This is a genomic window from Dactylosporangium cerinum (assembly GCF_042653625.1).
Lineage (GTDB): Bacteria > Actinomycetota > Actinomycetes > Mycobacteriales > Micromonosporaceae > Dactylosporangium > Dactylosporangium cerinum.
In genome coordinates this window covers 89,151-114,048 of sequence record NZ_JBHSIU010000130.1, presented here as the reverse complement: position 1 = coordinate 114,048, position 24,898 = coordinate 89,151, and the positions used below count along the sequence as shown (strand labels likewise).

Annotated in this window: 20 protein-coding genes; 5 read left to right on the top strand and 15 right to left on the bottom strand. The window is 70.9% G+C overall.

Annotated features, from left to right (window positions below):
• Positions 1-83 precede the first annotated feature (83 nt).
• Positions 84-1,628 carry a GAF domain-containing sensor histidine kinase gene (locus ACFPIJ_RS58725; RefSeq protein ID WP_380128269.1) on the top strand — a complete coding sequence of 515 codons (1,545 nt, stop codon included), beginning with the start codon at positions 84-86 and terminating at the stop codon, positions 1,626-1,628.
• Positions 1,629-1,707: 79 nt separating this feature from the next.
• Here ACFPIJ_RS58725 and ACFPIJ_RS58720 read toward each other — a convergent pair whose 3' ends face one another.
• Genes ACFPIJ_RS58720 through ACFPIJ_RS58670 form a run of 11 tightly spaced genes read right to left on the bottom strand, consistent with a single transcriptional unit; the run spans position 1,708 to position 15,605 of the window.
• Entirely contained in the window at positions 1,708-3,012 is a 1,305-nt protein-coding gene (locus ACFPIJ_RS58720) for a hypothetical protein (protein WP_380128268.1), read from the bottom strand.
• Positions 3,013-3,030: 18 nt separating this feature from the next.
• Complete coding sequence (locus ACFPIJ_RS58715) at positions 3,031-3,663, bottom strand: hypothetical protein (protein ID WP_380128267.1); 633 nt, start codon at positions 3,661-3,663, stop codon at positions 3,031-3,033.
• Positions 3,664-3,672: 9 nt separating this feature from the next.
• The gene (locus tag ACFPIJ_RS58710) at positions 3,673-5,202 is read right to left on the bottom strand and encodes a M23 family metallopeptidase (protein ID WP_380128266.1); all 1,530 of its coding nucleotides are present in this window, start codon (positions 5,200-5,202) and stop codon (positions 3,673-3,675) included.
• Complete coding sequence (locus tag ACFPIJ_RS58705; RefSeq protein ID WP_380128265.1) at positions 5,199-5,798, bottom strand: hypothetical protein; 600 nt, start codon at positions 5,796-5,798, stop codon at positions 5,199-5,201. The genes ACFPIJ_RS58710 and ACFPIJ_RS58705 overlap by 4 nt, the downstream gene beginning before the upstream one ends.
• A 22-nt stretch (positions 5,799-5,820) precedes the next feature.
• A complete protein-coding gene (locus ACFPIJ_RS58700) occupies positions 5,821-6,342 on the bottom strand; it encodes a hypothetical protein (RefSeq protein WP_380128264.1) in 522 nt (173 codons plus the stop codon).
• 29 nt (positions 6,343-6,371) lie between these two features.
• Positions 6,372-7,079, bottom strand: a complete 708-nt coding sequence (locus tag ACFPIJ_RS58695) for a hypothetical protein (protein WP_380128263.1) — start codon at positions 7,077-7,079, stop codon at positions 6,372-6,374.
• Positions 7,076-10,657, bottom strand: coding sequence for a hypothetical protein (locus tag ACFPIJ_RS58690; RefSeq protein ID WP_380128262.1), 3,582 nt, complete (start codon positions 10,655-10,657; stop codon positions 7,076-7,078). Before ACFPIJ_RS58690 ends, ACFPIJ_RS58695 begins: the two co-directional genes overlap by 4 nt.
• Positions 10,658-10,684: 27 nt before the next feature.
• Positions 10,685-13,369 (bottom strand): ATP-binding protein, encoded by a 2,685-nt coding sequence (locus tag ACFPIJ_RS58685; RefSeq protein ID WP_380128261.1) that lies wholly within the window; start codon positions 13,367-13,369, stop codon positions 10,685-10,687.
• Positions 13,366-14,052 carry a hypothetical protein gene (locus ACFPIJ_RS58680; protein ID WP_380128260.1) on the bottom strand — a complete coding sequence of 229 codons (687 nt, stop codon included), beginning with the start codon at positions 14,050-14,052 and terminating at the stop codon, positions 13,366-13,368. Before ACFPIJ_RS58680 ends, ACFPIJ_RS58685 begins: the two co-directional genes overlap by 4 nt.
• Positions 14,053-14,106: 54 nt before the next feature.
• Positions 14,107-14,376: a hypothetical protein gene (locus ACFPIJ_RS58675; protein WP_380128259.1), complete on the bottom strand. Its 270-nt coding sequence runs from the start codon at positions 14,374-14,376 to the stop codon at positions 14,107-14,109.
• 50 nt (positions 14,377-14,426) lie between these two features.
• Complete coding sequence (locus ACFPIJ_RS58670) at positions 14,427-15,605, bottom strand: hypothetical protein (protein WP_380128258.1); 1,179 nt, start codon at positions 15,603-15,605, stop codon at positions 14,427-14,429.
• A gap of 661 nt (positions 15,606-16,266) precedes the next feature.
• On the opposite strand from ACFPIJ_RS58670, the gene ACFPIJ_RS58665 reads away from it, so the two are divergent.
• Positions 16,267-16,890, top strand: a complete 624-nt coding sequence (locus ACFPIJ_RS58665) for a hypothetical protein (protein ID WP_380128257.1) — start codon at positions 16,267-16,269, stop codon at positions 16,888-16,890.
• Positions 16,891-16,927: 37 nt separating this feature from the next.
• Here the strand turns inward: ACFPIJ_RS58665 and ACFPIJ_RS58660 are convergent, their stop codons facing one another.
• Entirely contained in the window at positions 16,928-17,830 is a 903-nt protein-coding gene (locus tag ACFPIJ_RS58660; protein WP_380128256.1) for a hypothetical protein, read from the bottom strand.
• Positions 17,831-18,073: 243 nt separating this feature from the next.
• Here ACFPIJ_RS58660 and ACFPIJ_RS58655 point away from each other — a divergent pair, with 243 nt between their 5' ends.
• Positions 18,074-19,849, top strand: coding sequence for a type IV secretory system conjugative DNA transfer family protein (locus ACFPIJ_RS58655; RefSeq protein ID WP_380128255.1), 1,776 nt, complete (start codon positions 18,074-18,076; stop codon positions 19,847-19,849).
• A gap of 8 nt (positions 19,850-19,857) precedes the next feature.
• Here ACFPIJ_RS58655 and ACFPIJ_RS58650 read toward each other — a convergent pair whose 3' ends face one another.
• The gene (locus ACFPIJ_RS58650; protein ID WP_380128254.1) at positions 19,858-20,250 is read right to left on the bottom strand and encodes a hypothetical protein; all 393 of its coding nucleotides are present in this window, start codon (positions 20,248-20,250) and stop codon (positions 19,858-19,860) included.
• An 88-nt stretch (positions 20,251-20,338) separates the two neighbouring features.
• Here ACFPIJ_RS58650 and ACFPIJ_RS58645 point away from each other — a divergent pair, with 88 nt between their 5' ends.
• Both ACFPIJ_RS58645 and ACFPIJ_RS58640 read left to right on the top strand, forming a co-directional pair.
• Positions 20,339-21,064, top strand: coding sequence for a hypothetical protein (locus ACFPIJ_RS58645; protein WP_380128253.1), 726 nt, complete (start codon positions 20,339-20,341; stop codon positions 21,062-21,064).
• Positions 21,061-21,633 (top strand): hypothetical protein, encoded by a 573-nt coding sequence (locus ACFPIJ_RS58640; RefSeq protein WP_380128252.1) that lies wholly within the window; start codon positions 21,061-21,063, stop codon positions 21,631-21,633. Before ACFPIJ_RS58645 ends, ACFPIJ_RS58640 begins: the two co-directional genes overlap by 4 nt.
• Positions 21,634-21,654: 21 nt before the next feature.
• Here the strand turns inward: ACFPIJ_RS58640 and ACFPIJ_RS58635 are convergent, their stop codons facing one another.
• Together ACFPIJ_RS58635 and ACFPIJ_RS58630 are read right to left on the bottom strand one after the other, a co-directional pair.
• Positions 21,655-23,775, bottom strand: coding sequence for a transglutaminase TgpA family protein (locus tag ACFPIJ_RS58635; protein ID WP_380128251.1), 2,121 nt, complete (start codon positions 23,773-23,775; stop codon positions 21,655-21,657).
• The gene (locus ACFPIJ_RS58630; protein WP_380128250.1) at positions 23,772-24,875 is read right to left on the bottom strand and encodes a DUF58 domain-containing protein; all 1,104 of its coding nucleotides are present in this window, start codon (positions 24,873-24,875) and stop codon (positions 23,772-23,774) included. The genes ACFPIJ_RS58635 and ACFPIJ_RS58630 overlap by 4 nt, the downstream gene beginning before the upstream one ends.
• Positions 24,876-24,898 lie beyond the last annotated feature (23 nt).

Here is a 24,898-nt window from a genome sequence, read left to right as displayed (position 1 = left end):
ATGTCGGGCGCAGCCTGGCGGCACCGGTCCGCGAAACCAGGCCAGCAGCCATGTGTGCGCGTCGCGGTGCGGAGAAGGAGTCGATGGTGCAGGCACGCCTGCCGGATTGGCTGGTGCGGCCGCGGCCGTCGTCGATTGCGGTGGGGACAGTGGTCGGCGCGATGTTCGCCGCGCTGGAAACCCTGCTGGTATCCCCGCCCGGAGCCTTTGCTTCGCCGGGAACCCTGGCCACGATCGTCCTGACATTCCTCGTCGTGGCGGTGCTGACCGCTTTGGTGGCGGAGTTGGGCCGATCCCGGGCGGCCGAGTCAGCCGGGTGTCACCGCGAGGCCACCGGCGGTTCCCCGCGGGCGAGCCGCGAGAAACTGCGGGCGAGCCGGGAGGAACTGCGGGCGAGCCGGGAGGAACTGCGGGCGAGCCGCGGGGAACTGCGGGCAAGCCGGGACGAGCTGTGCAAGATCGCGACAGAGATGGCAATCCTGCGGCGGGTGGCGGTGCTCGTCGCGCGCGGTGTCCCCGCGGAGCAGGTGGTCGCTGCCGTAGCCACGGAAACGGCCCGGCTGTTCGAGGCGGATGCCACGAATCTGGTGCGCTATGAGGCCGATCAGACCATCACCATCACCGCCGAGCACAGCACCTTCGCGGCGCCTGGGATGCCGCATCCGCCGCGCCCGGCCGGCCTGGGTCGACGTGTGCCCGTCGAGGGCGGCGTCGCGGAGCTGGTGCTGCGCACCTCCCGCCCCGCCCGCGTGGACAGCTTCGCCGATCGTCGAGGTGCCCTTCCCGAGTTGGCGCAACGCGAGGGCTTCCGATCGGCCGTCGCGGCGCCGATCGTGTTCGAGGGCCGCGTGTGGGGCGCGCTTGTTGTCCTGTGGGCCCGGCGCGAGCCACCCCCGCTCGGTGCCGAGGACCGGCTGGCGCAGTTCACCGAGCTCGTGGGCACCGCCGTCGCCAACACCGAGAGCCGGGCGGAGCTCAACGCGTCACGCGCCCGGATCGTCGTCGCCGCTGACGCGGCTCGTCGCCGCATCGAGCGTGACCTGCACGACGGGATCCAGCAGCGCCTCATGTCGCTCGGACTCGAACTTCGTGCCGCGGAAGCGCTGGTGCCGGCGGAGCTCGACGAGCTCAGGGCGCGACTTTCACACACGACCGACGGCCTGGTCACCGCCTTCGACGACCTGCGGGAGATCTCACGGGGCATCCATCCGGCGATCCTCTCCCAGGGTGGCCTCGGCTCCGCGCTCAAGACGCTTGCCCGCCGTTGCCCGATCCCGGTCACGATCGACTCCGGCTGCACCGGGCGCCTGCCCGGCTGCGTCGAGGTGGCCGTCTATTACATCGTGTCCGAAGCGCTCACCAATGCGGCCAAGCACGCCCACGCTTCGGCGATCGAGGTCGACGTCAACATCGCCGACGACCGCGAAACCGAGGGTGAGACGCTCATGCTGTCGATCCGCGACAACGGTGTCGGGGGCGCCGACCCCGCCCAGGGATCGGGACTCGTGGGCCTCACCGACCGGGTCGAGGCACTCGGCGGACATCTGCGGATCGCGAGTCCGGTGAATCGCGGGACATCGCTGTCCGTTTCCCTGCCGATCTGCAATACGGCCGACCAGATTGCATGAGTGGGGCGGCGAACGGCGCCCGGACCCGGCCGGCCCGGGCGCCTGCCTGACCAGGGCAACGCTGAACGCAATGGACCCCTTACGGACGCCACCGCTTGAGCGGGACAGCGTAGAGCGTGTCGTCGCCGCTGCCCGGGGCGTGCATCACGAACAGCCCGTGGCCGAGCCCGTCGAAGTCACCCGGCACCGTGACCGGCGTCCGGGTGTCCAGCACCGCACCGGTCAGCAGGTCGAGGACCACCGGCTTGGTGGCCGGCTTCGTGGCCGGTGTGGACACCGACGGTGATGACGCCGCCGACGGCACGCGTGAGGCCGACGCGGATGGCGACGGTGACGGCGCCGTCGATGGCGCGGCGGCGGCCGGCTCGACACCGTAGGCAACGGCGTCCTGGATCTGGGTGAAGGCGTACGGCCCGCCCTGCAGCACCGTTTCGGCCCCGTTGCTCAGGTTGAATGCGCGGGACCCGTAGACGGCCCACGCGCCGTCGCGGGCCACCAGGAACGGCTGGGGTTCCCGGCCCGCCCGGTCGGTTGCGGCGAGTTGGCTCGTCGCCCGGACCGTGCCGGTGAGCAGTTCGTGCAGCGCGAGCGTGGTCCGCTTGTCGTTGCCGGTCCACACCGCGACGACGAAAGCACCGTCGACCGCCATGGCGGTTGCGGTCGCGTTTGCCGCAACCCCCGGCGGCCTGCGGTCCTTCGACAGCCACCCGATCTTCTCGGCGATGAGCCCGAATCCACCGGCGAGGGTCACGAGCACATTGGTGCCGTACGACCGGATCGGCACCTGCCCGGGGGTGGCGAACACCTGGGCGACGCCGGAGGCCGGGCGGTACACCAGGGATCCGCCCTCCTTGACGGCGGTCACCAGGACCCCCCGGTCGGTGACGGTGACCACCGGCGGCTTCCCGTTTGCGCCCTCGAACTTGTGACCCTGGACGGGCTGCACGTCGCGGCCGGTCGCGTAGGCGTCGAAGACCCACAGCATGGTCGTGGCATCGGTGGTCGACTCGACCACGACCCACGGGTGCCCGTCGTCGGAGGTGAATCCGGCCTGCGGCGCGATCGTGGTAACCGGGATCGGCACCGACACCCAACGCGGCACGCCGTTGGCGGGATTGAGCACGCTCACCACATAGGCTTGGGAGCCGGCCGATCGCAGCACCAGGATCCCGGGGTCCGCGGCCGCGACGGCCGAACCGGATCGGACCGCGACGGACCAGTCGGCGGCGGTGACGAAGGTGGACGGCAGGCCGGACACCGCGACGTGGGGGGAGGACGTCGGCTGATCGTCCGCCGGAGCGGTGGTGCAGCCGGCGACGAGCAGCCCCGACAGAACCACCACAACGGCTCCCCCGGCGACCAGGTGTGCGGTGTTGCGTCTCATCTCCGTGCTCCAGTTCACTCAGGTTGCCTCGGGGCTGGCGCCGGGACTCACCCGGTCGGTGACGCTCACGACCTCCCACTTGACGGCGTTGTGCGCCATCGTGACGTCGACGACGAGCCCGCTGTCGTAGGTGAGCCGGGCCTCCACGACCACGGCGGCCGTCTCGTGCAGGTCGACGCGGAGGAGGACGCCGGACGGGACATTCCCGATCGGCACGTTCTTGTACCGTTCGGCCGCGTCCGCACTCAGAAACGCCGCGAGCCGGTTGAACCAGGCCCGCTGGCCGCCCTGCGCGTTGGTGAACGCTCTGCCGAAGCCCTCCGCCGTCTCGCGCGATCCCGGCGGCGTGGATTCCCCGCCGAGGTCCGAGCCGGTGTAGGTGGTGTTCGTCGGCACCGGGCTCGCGGCCGGCGACCCGGTGCCGTCGGCGGTGGTGGGGCGTGCCGCGCCCGCCGTCGGGGCCGGCCGGCCGACGTTGAGCGGCGGCGCCGGGCTGGCTGCGGACGTGCGCTTCGGCGGCTTGTCCACGGCGATGAACTCGACGTAGACGAAGACGCCGACGAGCGCGAGCGCGACGAACACGGCAAGGCCGGTGAGCGCGGCACGCAACCGGGGCGAGCCGAGTCGAGCGGCGATGCGGTCACTGTCCACGGTGGACTCCTAGAGCTTCACGCCGCGCTGGGCCATGAACGGCTCGGGGTTGATCGGCGCTCCGCCGTTCGGGCGGACCTCGAAGTGCAGATGCGGGCCGGTGGAGTTGCCGGTCGAGCCGACGTTGCCGATCTGCTGGCCGGAGGTGACGTGGGTACCTTTCGCGACGATGTAGTTGCTCTGGTGCCCGTAATACGTGACGGTGCCGTCGAGGTGCCGTATCTCGACCAGGTTGCCGTAGCCACCGCCCCAGCCGGCGAAGATGACCACGCCCTCCGCGGCCGCGAAGATCGGCGTGCCACTGCTGATGGCCAGGTCGATGCCGGTGTGCGCATGGTCGGTGTGTGCGTTGTCGTACTCACCGAACCGGGTGGTGACGTGGTAGCCGGGCCGCAGCGGCGCCGCCCAGCCCTCGCCGCCACCCGCCGCCGCGTTGCCCTCCACGCTGACGTGGACGTGGTCGAGGTGCTGGCTGGTCGGGTCGCTGCCACCGGCTGTGTAGGCACGCCAGCCCTCGGCGTTGCGCCTGACCGACCAGATCTTGGCATCCCAGATCACGTAGGTCACGCCCAACCCTGCCGCGTTGGCGCGCACCCAGTTGGCGACGGACCAGCCGAGGGTCTTGCCGTCGTCGTTCTGCCACTGCGGGATCATCGCGTCGACCGCGCGGCCGCTCGGGTGGTCGGACACGCCCTCCCGTTCACCCACGCCGTAGAACGTGGTGATCGTCGGGAAGTTCTGGTGTATGCAGCGGATGACGCGCAGCGCGTCGGGGGTCAGCCCGCTCTCCGCCGAGAAGCTGGTGGCCGGGCAGGTGAGGCCGAGCCCGTTGCCGCACAGCAAGCCGCCGTCGCCGCTGATCGGCCCGGCCGCGCCGCCGAGATTGGCCACGATGTCGCGGGCCATGGCTTCCCACTGTGCGTACCGGTCGGCGTATGCCGACACCTGCACCGCCTGCGCCGCTTCTCCGGGCATCATCGCCTGCCAGCCGTTGATGTCGAGCAGACCCCGCTGCCCGGCCTTGCCGCCGGTGAAGAACATGGTCGCCGAGTGGACCGGGTCCATCCGATCCGCCATGGGGCCCCAGCCGTCGCGCTGCTGGAAGAGCCCGACGCTGTCGTAGTTGCCGGCGGCGACGCCGTCGTGGGGGTAGTTCAGCGAGTCCGGGTTGGCCCTGGACGCCAGGTTGAGCAGGCCGGTCTCCTGCATGGCGGTCATCAGCGCGATGACCCAGCCCTGCTCGGGAATGTCGAGGCCCTTGGCGACGCCGATGATGACGGTGGAGTTGCGGCGCTGGGCCTCGTTGAGATCGGCGTACGTCGTGCCGGCCTGGGTCGTGCCGCCGGACTCGGACGGAAGGCCCCAGATGGCGCAGTCGCCGCCCGACGTCTCCTGCAGCAGGACCGAGGAAGCGCCGGTGAGACTGGCCACCGCCCCTGCGATGGTCGCCATCACCATGACCACAGCCGTGCCGACGCACACCAGCACCATGATCAGCGGTGCGGCGGCGATCGCCAGCGCGATCCCTGTCTTCTTCACCGGCCCGCCTCGCTCCCGGGTCGATACGTGATGCTGAGCAGCCGGTAGGTGCCGGCATTGCGCGCGAAGGTCACGGTGCCGCGCAGGTTCTGCTCGACGAACGTCACGGCCTCGAGCTGGTCGCCGGCCTGCATCACGGTCATCCCGGCCGGGTCCGGCACCGGGGCGACCCGGGCGACGGCGGTGCCGACCGCGCGCGCCTGGGCGGTGGTGAGGCCGCCGATCCTGACCCGGCGCTGCTCATCGGTGACGGCCTCGCCGGGATCGATGGCGGTCAACGGCGTGTAGGTGAACCTGCCGTCGCTGATCCGGTCGAGGAACGTGACGGTGATGTCGAACTCCCCGCAGCCGTCCGGGCCGCCGCGCAGGCACGCGAAGAGCTCCAGCATCGCGGCGGCACGCGTCTGCGCCGGGACGGCGGCGCTGTCGGGGGTGTTGCTCGTCCGGTCGGCGCCGACCGCCATGAACAGCATGACGCCGGCCACCGTCACGGTGGGCAGCAGCAGGACCGGCGCCAGGAAGTACAGCACGATCGGGCGCCAGTTGTTCCGCAGTCCCCACAGGACGCCCGTTCCTGTTCCGGGTCCGGTCACCACGCCCCCAGCGAGTTCCGGCGGCTCATCGCAGGGACCACCAGGTGCGCAACAGCCCGATCAGCCGGCGACCGTTGCTGCCGATGCGCAGCAGCACGATCGCGACGCCGACGAGCATCGCGCCGGTGAGTGCGAGCCGTCCGGCGTCCAGCAGCAGCAACTGTGCGCCGGCGAACGCGGAGCCGACCGCGGCCCAGGCCACGGTGCGCCAGGGCGCGGTGCGGGTCGGCCAGAGATGCGAGGCGATGCCCGAGAACACGGCCAGCCCCACGCCCATCAGCAACGCCGAGCCGTAGGCGACGTAGGGCGCCACGAGCCCGATGTAGGTCAGCATCGAGCCGAGCCAGACAAAGACCACCAGGAACGTGCGGACCGGCTGGCCGAAGAGGCGACGCGCCCACCGCTGCAGGCTCCAGCGCATCGGCCGCGGCGCGGGCGGCAGCGGCGTCAGCGGCGGCCGCGGCGTCAGCGGCACGGCCGGGGTGGCGGTCGGCGCCGGCGCGCTCCGCTTGGCCTTCGTGGCACGCCGTCGGGTCTTGGCGGACAACCGCGACACCTCTTTCCCGTTGCTGAGGGCTACTCGACCCGGACCCGGATGACCGACCAGGCTCCGCCCAGCGAGCTGGCGACCGGATCGGGGCTCGGACTCGGACTCGGATTGGGGCTGGCCGACGCCTTGGACGTCCACGTCAGTTCGACGCGGTACGTCGGTGCGCTGGTCCGCTGCCCGCCGAGGCCGGCGACGTCCTGCAGCACCTGGACGCGCACCTCCGCCTTCAGCTGCTCGAACAGCACGACCATCGGGGGCACGCCGCTCAGCCGGGCCACCGCCAGCGTCTTGTCCTGCGTGTACTGCACCCAGCGGGCGTTGGCCTCGGCCAGGAGCGTCGGCCGGAGCTCGGTCGACACCCCCGGCAGGGCGTCGACGTAGCTCTGCGGGGTCCGGCCGGCGTCGTACGTCGCGTACGCCTGCGCGAACTTCGCGGCCGTCGCCACGGCGGCGTCGTAGCGCGCCTGGTCCTGCTGGTTGTACCCGCTCCGGTCCCGGGCGGTCCCGGTGGCCTGCCGACCGGCCGCGAACGGATCGGCGACGAACGGCTGGACGTCGGGCGCCCGGTCGTCGGTGAACACGTTGACCCGGTCGTCCGCTCCGGCCGAGGCGGTGTCGCCACCACCACCGGCCGCGCGGGCGGCGAAGATCAGGCTCAGGGCGACCGCGCCCAGCCCGATGAAGACCCGGCGCGCCAGCCGGCCCCGGTGGGTGTCGAAGGGGCTCGGCTTCATCGCGGCTCGTCCCAGCCGTCGTCCAGATTCGGGAAGAAGCCATGGCCCCGGTCGCCGCCGTTGCCCTCGAACGGGCCGGCGTCGTGGCCGGGATCCGGCCGCTCGCCGGACGGCGGGCCGGTCGGATCGGGCGGTGCCGGCTGGTTGGACGAGCGCAGCTCGTCGCGCACCAGCCGGCTCACCTCGTCCGCCAGCGCGAACGGGTTGCCCGCCGCCTGGTCGAGGACGACCCGGAGGTCGCGGCCGGGCTGGATGTCCCGGGCGATCAGGGGCTCAACTGCCGCCGCGATGTCCCGCGTGAACTCGTACTGGTTGAACCCGGACCAGAAGCCGTCGACGGCGGGTGCCCGATAGCTCGGCGGTGGCGGTGGCGGTTCCGTCGGTTCGATTCGCGACCACGGGCGGTCCGGTGCCGGGCTGTCGGTCGCGTAGCTCGGCGCCGGATCGCGGTCCGGGCGTCCGTCCGGCGGAGCCGAGTTCGGCGCCCAACCTGCGATCGGCGCCCATCCCTCCCGCGTGCCCGACTGCTGGGCGAAGCGCCGGCCGCTCTCCTCGAACTGTTCCACCAGTTCCCGGTCGACGATCGAGGCCTGGATCACCTGCGGGTTGTCGGTGGTGAACGCATTGACCACGTTCATACCGAGGGCGTTCACCTCGCCCACGCCGACCCCTGGGTTGGCCAGCGCCTCCCGGTACTGGTTGACCGCAGCGAAGGCCGGATGATCCGCCGGGATGGACGCCGCCGCGGCGGAGAACACGATGGCGTCGTCGAGGCGTTGGTGCGGGCCGTCCGCCGCGTTCAGTTGGCGCATCACGCCCAGCACGGACATCGGCGAGAAGTCCTGGGCGGTCTGGCCGACCGACCAGACCCCCTCGACCCTGTTCGGCACTCCGTACGCCGCCACGGCGCCGGTGGCCTCCCGGAACGCCTGTTTGAACTGCTCCGAGTCCGGATTGGCCTCGGTGAACATCAGTTTCATCAGCGCGGGCGTCGCCTGGTGCCGGGGATCCATGAGGCCGGGGTTGTTGTCGTACTGGGCGAGAATGCCGCTCGGCCCGCCGAGGTTCTGTGCGGCTTCCCGGTCGGTGGTCACGCCGGCGTTCAACTTGATCTGGTCGGACGGCAGCACCAGCCGGGCCTTGAGGTCCTCGCCGCTGCCCCACTTCGGCGAGTTGACGACGTCGAGGGCCTGGCCCTTCATCGACAGCAGCATCCGCGCGCGCAGGACGCCCGGATCAAGGTCCTTGTTGGCCGGGTTGGCCGGATCGAGCGGGTGGTACTCGCCGTGCTTCCTGCGGTGCCCGGCAAACTGCTGCTGCATCGCCTTGGTGTATTCCTCCTCGGCGGCGGACCCCCGCTCGTGCGCCTTGGCGGTGCTCCGGAAGTCGCTGACTGCCTTGGCGATCGCCCCTTTGGTCGGCTGTTGGCCCGGCCGCAGCCCGTACTTGGCCGGGTCCTGCTTCAGCAGCGCCGCCGCGCCGGCCTGCTCGGCGCGCTTCCGCCCGTCCGCCATGCCCTTGAGGTCACCGAGATTCTTGCGCCATTCGGCCAGCCGCAGCCCGCTCGAGACGAGCTTGCCGGTCTTCCCGCCGGCCGAGGACAGCAGCGTCGCCGCGCTGCCCGCCTTGCCGCTGGCGAGGGCCGCGGCGCCGAGGCTGGTGCCGCCGGTGGCCGCGGCGACCCCGGCCACCACCGCCGCCTTGACCGTCGTCTTGATCGTCCACTTCGCCGCGTCGGAGGGCGCGTCGAGTGTCTTGCGGACGATCTCGGTGTCGTTCTTCGTCACGGCCGTGCCGATCTTCCGCGCCGGGAAGTACAGCGTGATCATCGTGATGAAGTAGAGGATCGCGGCGAACGGTTTGAGTGCCCACGGTACGTCCGGCACGTTGGAGCCGGGTGGCGGGAACAGCAGGACCGCCAGCGAGTTCGCGACGAACAGCACCACAAGGACGCCGACGCATTGATAGATGACGACCGCGACGGCCCGCTCGGCGTACTTGACGGCATACTCGCGCCGCTGCGGGATCGCCCCGATGGCCAGCCACAGCGGCGCCCACAGCAGGATCCAGAAGAACATCATCTTCTGGTACGCCACGAAGAGGGCAGCGAACACGAGCGCGATGAAGACCGCTGCCGAGGCGACGCCGCCGGTGAACGCGGCCACCAGCCGCTGGTCGTAGTGCTCGCCGCGGAAGTTGCCGATCCACGCCGCGGTGCCGGCCTTGCCTGCCTCGCAGGAGCTGCGGCTCCACCGGTTGTTCTCGCCGTCGCCGTTGCCGTCCTTGCCGTTGTCCTCCTCGTCGTCGTTGCACATGAACTTGACGACGGTCAGGAACGGCACCTTCTTCCACTGGTCTTCCTTGGTCCAGAGGTTGGTCTTGGTGTCGTCGCCGTTCTTGCCGTAGGTGGCCTTGTTCCACGCCTCGGCGTCGGCGAGCACGTCCTCGCCCTTTGCGTCAGGCAGGCCCTTGTCGTTGGTACCGACGTAGAGGCCGTTGAGGATGGCCTGTGACCAGCCGATGCGCCCCTCCGCCTCGGCGGCGCGGTCCCGGCCCGCCTGGTCGTCGCCGACCTCGCCGAGCATCCAGGTGTTGTACGGGATGCCGCGCCACAGCGCGTTGTTGAGTCCGGCGCTGCCGCCATCGCCGTCGCACGTGCCGGCGCTGCCCTCCACGCCCGCCGCCATGAGCTGGCAGCCGGCTTCGCTGGTGAACGAGGTGACGAAGGTGTTGGCGGTCTTCACCACCGTGGAGGTGTTGTTGGTGACCCAGAGGAAGGTGCCCATGATGAAGGCGATCCACAGCGCCGCCGACAGCATCTTCGACACCGAGCCGCGCGTGCGCACCCACACCAGCGGCAGCCCGATGAGGATGGCGAACAGGACCACCCAGGGCCGGAAGATCGCCGCGAAGACGGCGACGAACGGGGAGATCAACGCGCCGAAGATGTCATACAGGCTGTTGTCGAGCGCGAGCCGCACGCCCGCCATCGTCAGGATCGTGGGCACCTTGACCAGGAAGTCGAACACGTAGTTCGTCGGCGCCGCCGACCAGAACCCGGTCGACGCACAGCCCTGCTGGAAGTTCGTCCACCGCAGGGCGCTGAAGCCGTACCGGTCGTACGTCGGGTGGATGACCAGTTCGTTGTCGCCGCCGCCGGGGTAGGTCTCCTTCAACCGCTCGTAGCCCGAGCCGTCCATCGGGATGTCCCCGGGCATGACCGTCTTGCGTACCTCGGCGTACGCCTTCGCCTCGTCGGCGTCGTTCGCCGTGTTCAGCCCGAACCCGTTGTCGAGCCCGGAGTACGTCGACAGCTCGGGCACGTCGGCCGGCCCGCAGAAGTTGATGATGATGCCAGGCAGGTTCTTCACGTCGTCCCACGGCCACGCCTGCGCGGGCGTGGCCCCGGCGCCGCCGAGGAACGCCAGCGCGCCGAAGAGGATCGCGAGGAACACCATCCCGCGCCGGGTCCAGCGCCGGGCGGCGGACGTCTGCCGCCGGGCGGCGGCGCGTTCCACGGCGGCCGCCCGGGCCACGACGGCCAGGGTCGGAGTGGGGTTCGCACGCAGAGCGATCATCGTCGGAAGTCTCCCTGAACCCATCGGCTAAGCAATGGAGATGGGGTTGTCGTCGAAGGTGCTGACCGGGTTCGCGGTGATGCGGCGTTCCTTGCTGACCGCCTGGGTGTTGAACTTGTCCAGCAGCCAGGCCGACCAGATGTCGACCTTGACCCGTGCCACCCGGCCGCGGGGGTCACGGAACAGGAACTCCCCCTTGCCGAGGTTCATGAGCATGCGCAGGTTGTTGTCGGACGCCTCGATGCCCAGGAGGTGGCAGGCCGCCCGGGCCTCGTCCTCGTCGACGCTCAGCCCGCACCATGCGGCCGACAGGGAGCCGCTGTCGACGTCCTTGGCGGACTGGCTCATCTGCCGCACCGAGCACCGGCGGGACCGGCCCATCCGGCGCAGCCAGTCGCCGAGTGCCTCCGCACGCGAGGTGCGCTTGATGACGTGCCACTCGTCGAAGACCGCGCTCTTCGGCGCCCAGTGCGGCATGTTGGACAGCAGGCTGCGGATGTAGTCCACCATCAGCCCCGACAGCACATCGCTGATGATGTTGGTCAGGCTCGGCGCGGACTGGGCGCCCGACGTGGTGACGTCGCTCGTCCGGAGCCCGATGGCCACGAAGATCGTCATTGTGCCCTCGACGATGCGCATGGCCCCGCTCTCGCTGGGGTTCCGGAAGAACAGCCGCCCCAGCGTCGAGCGCTCCACCCGGTTGAGGTGGCGCACCAGCAGGTCGGCGTGTTCCTGCCACTCGTGCCGGCGGTTCTGCGGCATCCGGGCGAGTTCCGGGTCCGAGTAGTCGTTGCTGCTCATCGCGGTGAGGATCTCCAGCACGCCCCGCATGCTCGCCGGCGTCCCCTCGCGAACCTCCCGCAGCAGCGCCACCTGCACCGCGACGCCCAGGATGTTCGTGTACGTGAGCCCGCGCGCGGGATTCTGCACGAACTCCGAGCACAGCGCGGACAGCACCTCCAACGCCAGCGTCTCGCGGTCGTCGATCGAGTTGCCGGGGTCGACATCGGCGATGGCGAACGCGTCGAGCGAGATCGACGACTTGGAGTCGAGCAGGTCGATGAGGCGTACCTTCGCCGGGTCGAGATGCATCTCGCGGGCGTATTCGAACAGCGGGCGGAAGTCGCCCTTGGGATCCCAGATGAACTGGGTGACGCCGCGCAGCGCATCCTCCAGCGCCACCTTGAGCCCGCGGCTCACCGTCTTGCCGGAGCCGGGGAACCCGGTCACCACCTCGGTCGGCGCACGGTCGTCCTCGTCGGCGACGTTCTGCAGGTCGAAGAAGACCGGTACACCGGGCTGGAGCGCGCCGTTGGCGTCGATGAGCACCGTGTGCCCCTGGTAGGTGCCGGAGTTGTCGCCGACCGTCGAGGTCAGCCACGGCGTGCCGGCCGCGAGGTACGACGCGTCAGTGCGCTGCAACCAGTCGGTGACCAGCAGCTCCGATCCGGGCAGCGACTGGTAGAACAGCTCACGCTGGTCCAGCGGCGGGCACACCAGCTCGAAGTGGATGTCGCGGTAGTGCCGGATGAGCGTCACCACCTTGCGCATGAGGACTTCCTTGTCGACGTCCGACACGCACAGCACGGCCTGCCAGTACGTCAGCGGCATCCGCCCCATCCGCACGCGCGTCTTCACGTCGCGGAGCACGGACTGCTGGATGAGCGTGGCCTCGTCCGGCTTGTACCCGGCTTCGGTGTCCTCGTCGAACTGGGCCTCCGCCGCCCAGATCGGCCGCTCGAGGTCCTTCTCGGCGCGGTCCGGGTCGATGACCTCGAACCGGATGCTCATGTCGACCGGGAAGTCGAGCGACGTGGCGTGGTGCGTCCAGTTCGTCGAGTAGTGCAGGTTGTCCGGGATGTAGCTGAGCACCAGGTAGGCCGCGTACGACGTGCCCGTCCCGGTGGGCGAGGTGAACTTGACGCAGTTGTAGCGGTCCTTGCCGGACTGCCCGAGCGGGACCTCTTCGGTGAACGAGGCGAGCACGGTGCGCCACTTGCCGATGCTCCATTCCCAGTCGTCGGTCGGCGCGATGTCGGGCGTCGGCTGGGCCGGCGTGTCCAGGTGCCGGATGACGCGCTCGACGTCGGCGCGCCCGATCGGGTGCGCCCGCAGCCACGAGGTTCGCAGCGACTGGGTCAGGGCGAGGGCCTGGCCACCCCAGAACTCGATCTCGTCGGCGTCCGGCTGCGAGTCGTCGATGCCCATGCCGCTGGCGAAGAAGGCCATGGCGTCGCGGAACGAGCCGGCCAGCCCGCCGCGGTTGCCCCGCGAACCCATCCGCACCAACAGGTAGATGTCCTGCTCCCAGAACTCGCTGCGCTCGATCGCGGCCCTGGAGTCCGCGATGTAGCCGGCGAAGGCCGGGGTCGCGTACTTCGCATAGCGCTCCAGCAGCGTCCGCTGCCACTCGTCCGCGGAGTGGACGCGGTTGGTCACCAGCAGATGGCCGGCGTTGTCCTTGCCCGCGGGCAGCATGCGGTCGAAGACCGAGACGGCCGAGTAGTAGTAGTTGAGCCGGTCCTTCTCCGGGAGGAACCCCCACGGCTTCTGCGGGATCATGTATCCGCACCAGGCGCCGTCCTTGCTGACGAAGAAGTCGTCGGACCCGTAGACGACCGGGAGGCGGTGCGCGTCGCGCGCCGCCTCGTCGAACAGCAGGCTGGTATCGGTCATGGCGCGGGCCTCGGCCATGCGCTTGAAGAACTTCATGAGTCGGCCCCCTCGATCGGGTCTTCGTCGTAATCGTCGGGCAGGACGACCCGGCCGGTGGCACCGCGCATCCGGCGCCGCCATTCGTCGTCGTCCGTGCCGGCGTGGGCACGAGGGACGGCCGCGGCACGTTCGGTGATCACGTGCCCCAACCAGGCGTCAAGGTCGACCCGCCGGCCAACCGGCGGTGGGTCGGCGTCGTACGTCGAGCTCGGCGGCAGGTGCGGGCGAAGCGCCGGGTGGGCCTGCCAGGTGCGCAGGAAGTGGATCCGCGGTCCGGTGATCGGGCGGCGGCGCAACGGGACGCCACGCCGGTGCACCGGATCGTCGAGCACCTTGCGCAGCCAGGACCGCACGGTGCCGGGTATGGACTTGCCCGACTTCATCGGCTTGCCGACCCGCATGCCGAGCAGCACCGACGGCCCGAGGAAGTACAGCAGGTAGAACCGCCAGCCGGGACTCACCCCGGTCAGGGCGAACAGCGGTGCGATCAGCGTGCCGTACAGGAACAGCAGCACCACCAGGGCCAGGAGGAACGTCACGAACTGCTCGACCCCGAGGCCGCGGCGGAACGGCAGCGAGATGTCCTGCACCTTGCGCATCCGCTTCCGGATCTTGAAGAAGTTGCTGTAGGAGTGGGCGATCAGCCCGCGCGCATCCAGATCGTCGCGTTCGTCGGCCACTGGTGCGGGACCCCTCCCTCGCGTCGGGTGCTACTGCTCGCGCACGAGCCCGTCTCAGGTGACCTGGGCCACGGCCCAGTCGATCAGCGCCTTGAACACGCTCGGCACGTCCTGGTACAGCACCGCCGGGTAGGCGACGAACGTGGCGAGCAGCCCGCCGCCGAGCGAGACGCCGAGCGCACGACCGATGCGGCCCTTGCTCCGCCCGTACTCGTAGATGCCGAGACCCACGGCGAGCACCCAGATGAGGCTGACGATCAGCCCGTTGATGGGTGTGTCGGTGTCCGGCTTGGGTGCGGCGAGGATGTGCTCAACGATTTCCACGGTTGCTCCTCCAGGTGGCTACCGGCACGGATGGTGCTCGGGGTGGCACATCAACCGCCGGCCTTCGTCGGGGTCGTGGACGCTGACGGCACCTGTGTGCCGGGGAACGACGGGCCCGGCACGACCGGACTGCCCGACGGGTTGGGGTAGGTGCCGGCGCCACTGCTGGCATTCGGGTCGGCAACCAGCCCGCTGGGGTTGCCGCCACTGACGTTCGGGGCCTGCACCGGGGCCGCGGGCTCGCCGGTGACGAACCACTGCGCGCCGCTCTTGGTGAGCGGCACCTCGTACACCGTGGTGAGCGTGGCCGGCGAGCCGGGCACGCTCCAGGTGACCGGGACCGTTGCGGAGTACTCGTCGCTGCTCTCGGACGCCGAACGCAACAGCACGTCGCCGATGGTCGGCAACGGCAAGGACAGGAAGGCACCGCCGAGCCCCATGGTGCGCATCCCGGACACCGTGTACTGGCGCAGCGCGGCCTGGTCGGAGGCGGCCCAGGCGGCGAAGAAGCCCGGCAGGAACGTGGCGCGCAGATCGTCTGCGCCGTCCCGATTGACCTGCTGCGACGGGCCGGGGGGCAGGTTGGGCGCGCCGGTGCGCGGCGCGCACGCCGCGGGCACCGGGTTGCCGGCCAGCGCGAACGCCCACGGTGCGCTTTCCCCGAAGTCCTTCGGCTTGTACGCGAAGACCGGTAGCGCCACGCACCGCCACGTGCCGTCCTGGATCTGGTAGACGGTGTCGACCGTCGCGTGGTTCGCGTCGCGGACCTCGGGCTCGGGGTTGACGGAGGCGTAGAGCACCTGCTGCAGCCCCTTGCCGTTCCAGCCGGCCTGGCTGTCCATGCCCTGCGACAGGTAGGGCGCGAGCAGCACCGCGCGCTGCGTCGCGGCCCGCTCGTCCCACGTGCCCCATACGCGTGCCACCTGGCCCGCCCACATCACCGCGTCACCCTTGGGGAACTGCGATCCTGCGGCGAGCATCTCGGCGCGCACCAGGTCGGAGATGTCGTTGCGGCTGGGCTTGTTGAGCGCGACCACGAGCGACATCAGGGAGAGAATCGGGGCGACGCCGAGCGCGCCGGCCATCAACAGCCAACGGCGCCGGCTGCCGGTGAAGCGCAGCCCTTCGGACAACGCCCGCTCACGCTCGCGTCTGGCCTTGCGGGCGGTGCGCGGTTTGGCCGGAGCGACGGCCTGGCCGGGCTGCGCGCCTGCTTCTCGCACGGTCACGTGGAGCCCTCCCTTGCGCGCGGGAAAACGTATTTACACTAACGTTTCAGGCAACTATTTACACTAACGGGTCGGGCCGCGGATGGAAGTCGTGCGAAGACTCTGGGCCGGGTGGGCCGGCGCCCGAAGCGACATCAGGCACCTGGCACGACTTGGAGAAGTCACCGAAGCGCTCCGCGCCGGCGACGCCGTCCTCAGGAAACCCCGTTGTCACGTCCGCCGCCACTTGGCCCAACGCCTCGTGGTGGACATGCGGTACCGCGTGAAGATCTTGGCGGAGGGTTTCGGCCCTGTCAATATCGCCACCGGAGTCGTTGACATCGTTGCCGCCGATACGTCTCATGCGTGCTGCGGCGAACACGGTCTGTGCACGTCGCGCGGTGTGTCGCGCCCGCATCGCTCCGGGCCCTCACGCCGGGTCCTCGCGCCGCACCCCGTCCAGATCGGCCGAATCGTCGCGCAACGCATGAATCGAGAAATGAGGATTCATCGTCGACTGTCCGCACCCTTGTTGATGCGTCGAATGCGAATACCGGTCGAAATTCGGACAGTCGGCAGATTGCCGGGGCGACGGCTCCGGGGGCAACGGCTCCGGGGGTAACCTTTACGGTAACGGATTGGAACAAGATCGCCGATCTTGGCGAAATGAGGTGCCCGGGTCGTGCGTTACGAGATCGCGCTGCCGAAGCGGCCGGAGCGGGCCCTGAGCGCGGCTTATCGTGCCTACGCCAATGCGAGTGCCGCAGGCGACCGTGACGCACGGATCCACGCCGGGCGGCGACTTGCCGCCATCGCAAAAGCCGGCCGGGAGGCGCACTGGCGGTGGAATACGCTCGCCGCGCCGTGCGGCATCAGCCCCGAGCGACTCCGGCAGATCACCAACACCTACTCCGATCCGTCCGGCACCGTCGTCGGGGTGCCCAGGTTCCCCGATTTCGAGCGCAAGCTCCGCAACGCCCGGGCGGCGGACGGTCCGCGCCCGCGCCAGCCCCGGGGCACGCTGACCGACCAGGAGCGCCAGCAGTTGCGCGAGCTGGCCGTGGTGGCGAAGACCAGCACCGGCAGCGTCCGGCTCGACGACCCGCGACGTGTGGCGAGCGAGCGGTTCAGCGAGCTCATCATCCAGCTGCGGGAACGCCGGGTCACCTGGAGGGAGATCTCCGAGGCGAGCGGACATACGCAGATCGGCTTACGCATGCGCGCCGCGCGATACGGTCTCGGTTCACTCCCGCCCAGCGTTGCGCCGTACCGCCGGATCAACATTCACGATTCCTCGACCCACTGAGATCGCTTCCGGGCACATACCCGATCCGGGTCCCGGTTCAATTCTTGGGTTCGAACACTCCACCCTCGGCGGCGAAGTCCTCGGTGATTCGCACGTTCCTGCCGGTGGGCGTGCCGGTGCCGCCGCTTTGTGGCGGCTGGCCGATTGCGGGAACGTGGTTGCCCGCTTGGATGTACCAATGCTCGTATGCATTCTGGCCGGTCGGCGTGCAGCGATCGATCCGCACCCGCTGTTGGGTTCGCAGGTCGACACACACCGCCGCGTACTGGTGTGTGACGCGCGCGGCCAGCACCACCCGGGCGGCGCCGGCACCGATGAGGAGCACGATCACCGCGACGACGATCGGCCTGCGCCCACGCCTCCGGCTGGGCTGCGGTGGCGTCGGCTCCTCCTCCGGCTCCAGCATCGGCACCGCTTCGGGTGCCGGATCCGGCGTCGTGACCTCCGCGGGTGTGGGATCGGGCACGAACTCGATCAGCCGGGGCCGCAGCGGGGCCGCCGGCGGGGCCGGCCCCGGCTCAGGCGCCGGCTCCCGCGTGGGCGGCTCGGCTTCCGGCTCAAGCGCCGGCTCCCGCGTGGGCGGCTCGGCTTCCGGCTCAGGCGCCATCGGGAACCAGCGCTCATCGGGTGGCGGAGGGGGTGGCGGAGCCGTCACCCGCAGATCGGCCAGCGTCAGCGTCGCCTGCGGTGGCAGCGCGAAGTGGTGCACGCCCAATCCACCGGCGCGCTGGTCCTTGACCGTCACATCCATCGGCGGATCCCGCGGATCGCGACGGGCGGAGAAGGCGGAGACCTGGCCCAGTGCATAGCTCAGCCGCGACTCGCCGTCGTCACGGCCGTCGGCCGCGTGGTGCGGTCCGGGCGGCAATGGCACGCCGTTGACCACAAGACGGCCCTGCTGGTCCAACTCCACCAGGTAGGCGAGGAACTTCCGGCTCAAGCGCTGTCACCTTCCTCGAGCCGGTCGAGTCGTGATCCGCCGGTCGATGCTGCCGTCCGGTAGGGTAGCGCCTTTGCCGAACCACGCAAGAGCACACCGTAACATCTTCGTCATCGAGCGCAAGAGCGGCAACGACCGGCCGCCTCCGATGGCGCCGACGTAGTAGAGTCCCGCTTCAGCTTGGGCGCAAGAGACCCGCGCTCTTCCACGGCGGGTGCCGACAGACTCGGCGGGAGTGAGATCGTGAGTTCTCAACAGTCCGGTGGGCACGAGGCGGGAGTCCGGCTCCTGGTCATCGTCGGGTTGGTGGTGGGCGGCGGCGGGTTCGTCATCGGGCTGCTGCTCTGGCTGGCGGGGCAACTCGCCGCACTGCTCTCCGGCAACGGCTGGCCTGACGCCGGCCCCGGCGACGCGCTGAAGATCCTGCTGAAGTTCCTGCGGGATCCGTCCCATCCCGCGCTCGCCTGGCCAGAAGCGGCCCGATCGGCATTCGGCCCGACCTGGCTGTTCCTGTTCATCCTCGTCATCTTCCTGGCCGGCGCGGCCTACCTGGCGACGCACGCCGTCCGGCTGGCGGAGAACATCCGGCGCCGCCGCGGGATCCGGCTGCTCCGGCTGGGGTTCGCCTCGCCGTACGAGGTGAGCCGGCTGCTGGGCAGCAAAGCGGTGCTGCGCAAGGCGAAGACGATCCGGCCATCGCTGAACGGCCGGGTCCGCCCTGCCGACGTCGGGTTCCGCCTCGGCCACGACCACCGGTCCCGCCAGGATCTCTACGCTTCGGTGGAGGAATCCTTCGTCATCGTGGGCCCGCCCCGGCAGGGCAAGGACGCGCTGTTCTGCGTGCCGTTCACGATCGACGCGCCGGGACCGGTCATCGTCACCTCCTCGCGCATCGATGTGTTCCTCAACACCTACGCGATGCGTGCGGAGAAGGGGACAGTCCACGTCTTCGACCCCAACGGCATGACCCAGTGGCCCGAGCGGATGCGCTGGTCGCCGATCCGCGGCTGCGAGGCGGGCGCCACCGCGGCGACCCGGGCCAACGCGATGCTGCAGGTCGCCGGGCTGCCCGAGCTGGGTGCCGGCGCACCGCACGTCACCGCCGCGTTCACCGTCCTGCGCGGCTATCTGCACGCCGCCGCGCTGGAGCGCCGGACGCTGACGGACCTCATCCGATGGGCCAACGAGCAGGTGAGCCCGGAGCCCATCGACATCCTGCAGCGGCAGTTCGCCGCCGGCCGTGCCGCGCCGGGCTGGGCCGAGGCGCTGGCGGCGGTGACGGTCAAGGGCGATCCGCACACCCGCGGGCTCGCCTTCGCCAACCTCACGCTCGCGCTCGACTGCTTCAACGACCTGCAGGTGCTGCAGGAATGCTCGCCGCGAGCGGATGACCTGTTCGACATGAAGGAGTTCCTGTCCGGGCCCAACACGCTGTACATCCTGGGCCGGGAAGGCAAGAGCGGCGGCATCGCCCCGGTGGTCACGGCGATGGTCGAGGACCTATTCGCGATGGCTCGCTCCACGGCCAACCTGTCGCCCGGCGGCCGGTTGGACCCCCCGCTCACGGTCGAGCTCAACGACGCCGCGCACATCGCACCGACGCCCAAGCTTCCGATGTACATGGGCGACTCCGGGGCCTTCTCCATCTCGGTGCACGCCTACTTCCAGTCGCTAGCCCAGGCGCGCCTGCGGTGGGGGGCCGCCGAGGCGCAGACCATCTGGGAGAACGCCAACGTGCGCGTCGTCCTCGGCGGCTCCGGAAACGCCTCGGATCTGGAAGACGTGTCCCGCCTGATGGGCGAGACGGAGGACCGGACGGGGCGGCGGCGGGTGCTGTCGGTCGACGAGATCCGCACGCTGAAGTTCGGCCAGGCGGTCATGATCGCCGGGTCGTCGCGCCCGATCGAGGCCCGGCTCACGCCGTTCTGGAAACGCAAGGACGGCGACAAAATCATGAGCGGCAGGAAGGAGACCGAGCAACGCGTCAAGGGGTACAAGGAAGCAGCGGCGCGCCGGTAGGCTCGGCGCTACCTGCGACGCGGGCGGCGCCGCGACGTCGGTGCGCGCCGGTCCGCCGCAGGCGCGGCCGCGAAGTACGGACGCATCCTGATGGCGACGAACAGCATCGCGGTGGCGGCCCCGCCCAGCAGCAGCACCTGTGCCCAGCCGCCTACGGCGAGGGCGGTCAACGGGAACAGCAGGGCCAGCAGCAGGCTTCCCGTGGCGACCAGCGTGGCGACGGCCAGCATCCGGCGAGTGCGCTGCACTTGTGGGTCGTCGGGATCGGTGCCGAGGCGGACCAGCCGGCGCAGGGTCGAGCGGGCCAGCAGCGCTACCAGCGCGCACAGCCCGCCGAGCACGGTGGCCGCGACGAGCAGCGGGATGAACGTGATGGACGCGTCGACGAGGGTGTCGCGCATGCTGTGGTCCTCATTCACTTCCGGCCGTTGCCCAACATGCTACAGTAACGCCTGCTGAGCGCCCGCCTACGACGGCAGAGGACGTTTTGTGACCCAGGAGGCCACCTCGCGCGGGGGGGAGTTCCAGTTTCCCGTCCTGCAGCGCGTGCTCACGACCTACTTCCCCGGTCCGGGGCACGAGGAAGACCACTCGGAGGAGTTCATCCGGCGCTACAAGCGCTTCGGTGAGGAGACCATCGAGTTCCTGGGCATCAAGACGGAGCTGGAAGACGCCATCAACCGCCATCCGATGGTGGCGGCGCTCGAGGTCAACTTCGCGCTCGGCCTGGACCTGCCCGACGACGAGGTGCGCAAGCACCTGATGAGTCTCTACGACCAGATCAACGAGCTCGGCGTCTACGACCGCGAGCGCATCAAGGCGCAGCGCCCCGAGGGCACCGAACTGCTCCGGTCGTACTTCCTGGTCCCGGTCAGGCTCCCCGCCGCGCTCACCCAGCGCAAGGGGTTCCCCAGCGTCGTCCCGATCGGTGCGGTGTTCGTCGCCGGCCTCCTCCTGCTCGTCGCGGGCACCGCGGTGTTCCGGCTCCTGCCCGCGGCACTGCACCTGGTCGCCAACTTCATCACCGTCATCGGGCTGCTCACGATGGGCCTGTCGGCGTGGGCGATGTTCTGGCTCCGGCGGGCAGCGCTCCACCCCGAGGAGGCGGCCGAAGCGCAGGATGCGGAGTCGGCCGGCCGGCGGCGCAAGGGCAGGAAGGCCGACGAGCCGCGGGCGCCGAGCCGGTGGGCCGCCTGGACCCGGTTCCGGACGTGAGCCTGGAGCCGGAAGGCGAGGTCGGCGCCCTGGACCCGGCCTTCCCGCCGCCCATGCTGGTGAGCGACCAGCCGGACGCGCCGCCGGTCGTCGCGGGCCGTCGCGGTGCCGGTCGGCGCCTGCTCGTGTTCGGCGTGGCGCTCGCGGTGGTCGCCGCGGCCGGGCTGGCGGCTCTCCTGCTCGCCCCGCTGGTGCGGGACGGGTCACGCGGGCAGGGCGCCACTCCCCCGACGCCCTCGGCCGGCGTGACCGCGACGCCGTCGACGGTGCCGGGGATCGCACCCGAGGATGTCCGGCTGGTCGACGAACGTGTGGCGGTGACGCTGACCTGGCGCGATCCGACCGCCGGGCAGGCGGTCTTCTACGTCGTCGGCACCCCGGCCGGTGGCGTCCCGACGACGGTCGCCAACGCCGTCCGGGGCAAGACCTCGGTGCGGGTCAACGGCCTGAACCCCACCGTGGACTACTGCTTCGTCCTGGTGGCCGCGCTGTCGGTCGATGAGGTGGGCAACTCCGACAGCATCTGCACCAACCGGTCCGCGACCACCAGCGCGTCATCGTCCAAATAGGACCTGGGACCTCGACGGACGTCAGCGCCACCAGAGTGGGCGCGGATCGACCGGCCAGGCCAACCGGCGCCCGAGGCTGGCCCGCTGCCACAGCGCCCGCCGCAGTGCGCGCACGTCGCCGGCCACCCGGTCGGCATCGCCGGCCGCGACGGTGGTGCCCCCGAACCCGGTCGCGTTGACCGTGCCGGCCAGGGCGTTGGTCCGCTCCCGCCATCCACTGTCGAGCGCCGACGCGGCGAGACCGGCCACCTCCTCGACGGTCAGCGCCGCATCCGGCACCCGGCCGGCCAGGCGCAACCCGTGGCGTAGCTGCGTCCAGGCGCCCAGCACCCGCACCGCCGGGGCGCCGCGGCGGAGTCTGGCCATGCCGCGCCACCACCGGACGGCGGCCAGGATCAGCAGGACCGAGAGCGTCGCTGACGCGAGCATCAGCAGGACGGACCAGATCCGGCCGGCCGCGGCCTTGCCACCCACCCCGTCCGGGTTGCCGGCCGGGTCGACCGCGACGGGGTCCGTCAGTTCGGGCGGTGCCGGTTCGGCGGTCGGCGTGGGCACCGGCACCACCCCGACCGGTGCCGCGGGATCCGCGGAGGACTCCGTCGGGGTGGGATCGAACGGCACCCAGCCCTGGCCGTCCAGGTAGACCTCCGGCCAGGCCAGCGCGTCGCCGGCGGTGATCTGGTAGCGGTTGCCGCCGACCGGCCGGCCCGGGTCGAAGCCGACAACGACCCGGGCCGGCATGCTCAGCGCCCGGGCCAGCACGGCGAACGCGGTGGCGAACTGCTCGGAGGTACCCCGGCGACCGCCGAGTTCGGCGGGCTGGAACAAGAACCGGTTCAGGCTCGGATAGCCGTTGCCGCCCAGCGCCTGCCGGTCGAAGCCGTACTCGCCGCGAAGGTAGCTCTCCAATGCCTTCGCCTGCTGGAACGGGGTACCGGCGCCGGCGGCCCGCCGGGCGAGTTCGTTGAGTTGGGCGGGTTCGCCGGCCGGCAGTGACCGGTACGGGTCGTACGCCTCGGCGGCGGGCAGGCGCGCGCCGGTCAACCGGTCCGCCTGCCACACCGGGGGCTCGGCGGTGACGGTGTAGCGCACCCCGCTGGTCAGGCCATTCGGCGCCGCGAGCGTGTCCGAGCCGACGTCGACCGCGACGCGCACGCCGTGCACCTCACGCGTTCCGTCCGGTGCCGGCAACCAGCCGCCGGTGAGACCGGTGACGTACATGTCCTGGCGCACCCGCGACGGGCCGGCGGTGGCCATGCTCGGCAGCGACGGACCCGAGGCCCGGTACGCCGGTGCGGGCAGCCAGGTCACCCCCGTGAACTCCGGCAAGGTGACCCAGCGCAGCCGGGTGGGCCGATCGGTGGTGACCTCCAGCAGCGAGCGATCCGGCTGCGCGGCCCAGCCGGACAGCATGCTCAGCGGGTTGATCTGCTCCGGGTTCTGATACGGAGGCACCACGTGGGCCCGCAGATCGGGTGGGTGTGCGGTGGTACGGGCGAGCAAAGGCGGGCAGATGAAGGCCGTCGCGCCACCGAGCAACACCGACAGCGTCGCGGCGCCGAGCGCGGCCATCCGACCGTGCGCGATGCCCGGGCCCGCGACCACACCGAACAGCAGGGCCAGCGCGGCAACCAGCACGGCCGTGTACCCGTACAACGGTGCCGGGGTCGGCCCGACGAACGCCAGCGCCCCGGCGAAGAGCACCACCGGTGCCAGCCCGGCCGAGGCGGGGCGGGGGGACGCCAGCAACGCGATCCCGGCCGACGCGGCCAGCCAGGTCGCGCAGACCGGCAACGCCACGGTCTCCACAGTGGACGGTGCTGGCACCGCGCTGGTCAATATGCGAGCACCGGAGTTCAGCAGCGCCTCGGCGCTCGCGGCCAGCAGCGAGCCGGCCGGGCGCGGCAACCACACGCCGAGCCCGACGATGCCGGCGCACATGGCCACCAGGCTGCCCAACAGGGCAAAGCCCGAAGAGCGCCGAGCTGAGCGCAGCAACGCGGTCACGGCCGCCCCACCGATTGCGGCGGCACACAGCAGCCCAGGCAGCGGACCTGGGGCGTAGGTCACGGTCACCGGCAGGGCCGCACACACCGTGGCGGCCACGACCGCCGTGCCGGCGGCGAACGTCGCCAGCTTCACCGCAGCGTTCCGTTCCAGTTGTGCACGAACTCGGCCGCCGTGGTGGCGAGGATCATGGTGACCTCGGCCGGCGGCGCGGCGGCTGTCACCGCGCCGAGGATCACCACGACAACCTGGGCGTATCCGCTGCGCGCGGCCAGCACCGGCCGCAGATCGGCGTCCGGTCCGGTGACGAACACCAGGGTGTCGCCGGCATTCTCCAGGCGGAGCCGGTGTGTCGTGGTGGACAGATCCACCCCGGCCACCGGTTGAACCTGGGCCAGCAGGTCGAGGCCGGCACCGGCGCCCCCTACTGCGTCGGTGTCGGCCGGCGACCGCGCTCCGGAGGCCAGCCGCAGGGCCATTGGCAGGCCGGCCTGGCCGGCCGCGACCAGAATGGACGCGGCGACCTCGATGGTCTCTTCCACCGCGTCGGGATCGCCCGTGTACGACTCGGCTCGATCGTCGACGAGCAGCAACAGTCTCGGCAGTGCGGTGTCGATGTGCTCGCGCACCATCAGCGTGCCGATGCGGGCGGAGGTGCGCCAGTGCACCTGACGCAGGTCGTCACCGATCTGATATTCGCGCAGCGCGTGGAAGGTGATGCTGCCGTGCAACGCGGCGTCCGCCACGCCGTCGAGACTCGGTGAGAGTCCCGCCGGCACGCCGCGTAACGGGTGCCATTTCGGTCGCACCAGGAGCCGGGCGGTCCCGCCGATCGCCCGGTCGCCCTCGCACAGTCCGAACAGGTCGCGCCGGCTCACCCGCACCGGCCCCACCATCAGCAGACCGCGACGGTCGGTGGGCAGGTCGTAGCCGGCCCGGGCCGGGGTCCCGCCACGCACCCGGATCGGCGGGACGGTCGCCGCGCGAACGCCGGCCGGTCCGCTGATCCGGTCGGCGATGACCACCGTCCGGGTCCTGCGGGAGGCGGTGCGCAGGTCGACCACGGCCCGGCAGGGATCGTCGCGACCGACCTGTTGCGGTTCGATGCGGCGATCGACCGTCAGCCTCAGCGGCAGGGTGACCCAGCAGGCGGCGAGGAGGACCGCAACCAGACCCGCGCCGGCCACGGCGGCGAGTTCGCGATAGCCGACCGTAAGGCCCAGGACCAACAGCATCGCACTCACCGCCAGGACGGTCC

Coding starts and splice junctions, on each gene's coding strand:
- ACFPIJ_RS58725 (WP_380128269.1), top strand. CDS start 84: ATGGTGCAGGCACGCCTGCCGGATTGGCTGGTGCGGCCGCGGCCGTCG.
- ACFPIJ_RS58720 (WP_380128268.1), bottom strand. CDS start 3,012: ATGAGACGCAACACCGCACACCTGGTCGCCGGGGGAGCCGTTGTGGTG.
- ACFPIJ_RS58695 (WP_380128263.1), bottom strand. CDS start 7,079: ATGAAGCCGAGCCCCTTCGACACCCACCGGGGCCGGCTGGCGCGCCGG.
- ACFPIJ_RS58690 (WP_380128262.1), bottom strand. CDS start 10,657: ATGATCGCTCTGCGTGCGAACCCCACTCCGACCCTGGCCGTCGTGGCC.
- ACFPIJ_RS58685 (WP_380128261.1), bottom strand. CDS start 13,369: ATGAAGTTCTTCAAGCGCATGGCCGAGGCCCGCGCCATGACCGATACC.
- ACFPIJ_RS58650 (WP_380128254.1), bottom strand. CDS start 20,250: ATGCGCGACACCCTCGTCGACGCGTCCATCACGTTCATCCCGCTGCTC.
- ACFPIJ_RS58630 (WP_380128250.1), bottom strand. CDS start 24,875: ATGCTGTTGGTCCTGGGCCTTACGGTCGGCTATCGCGAACTCGCCGCC.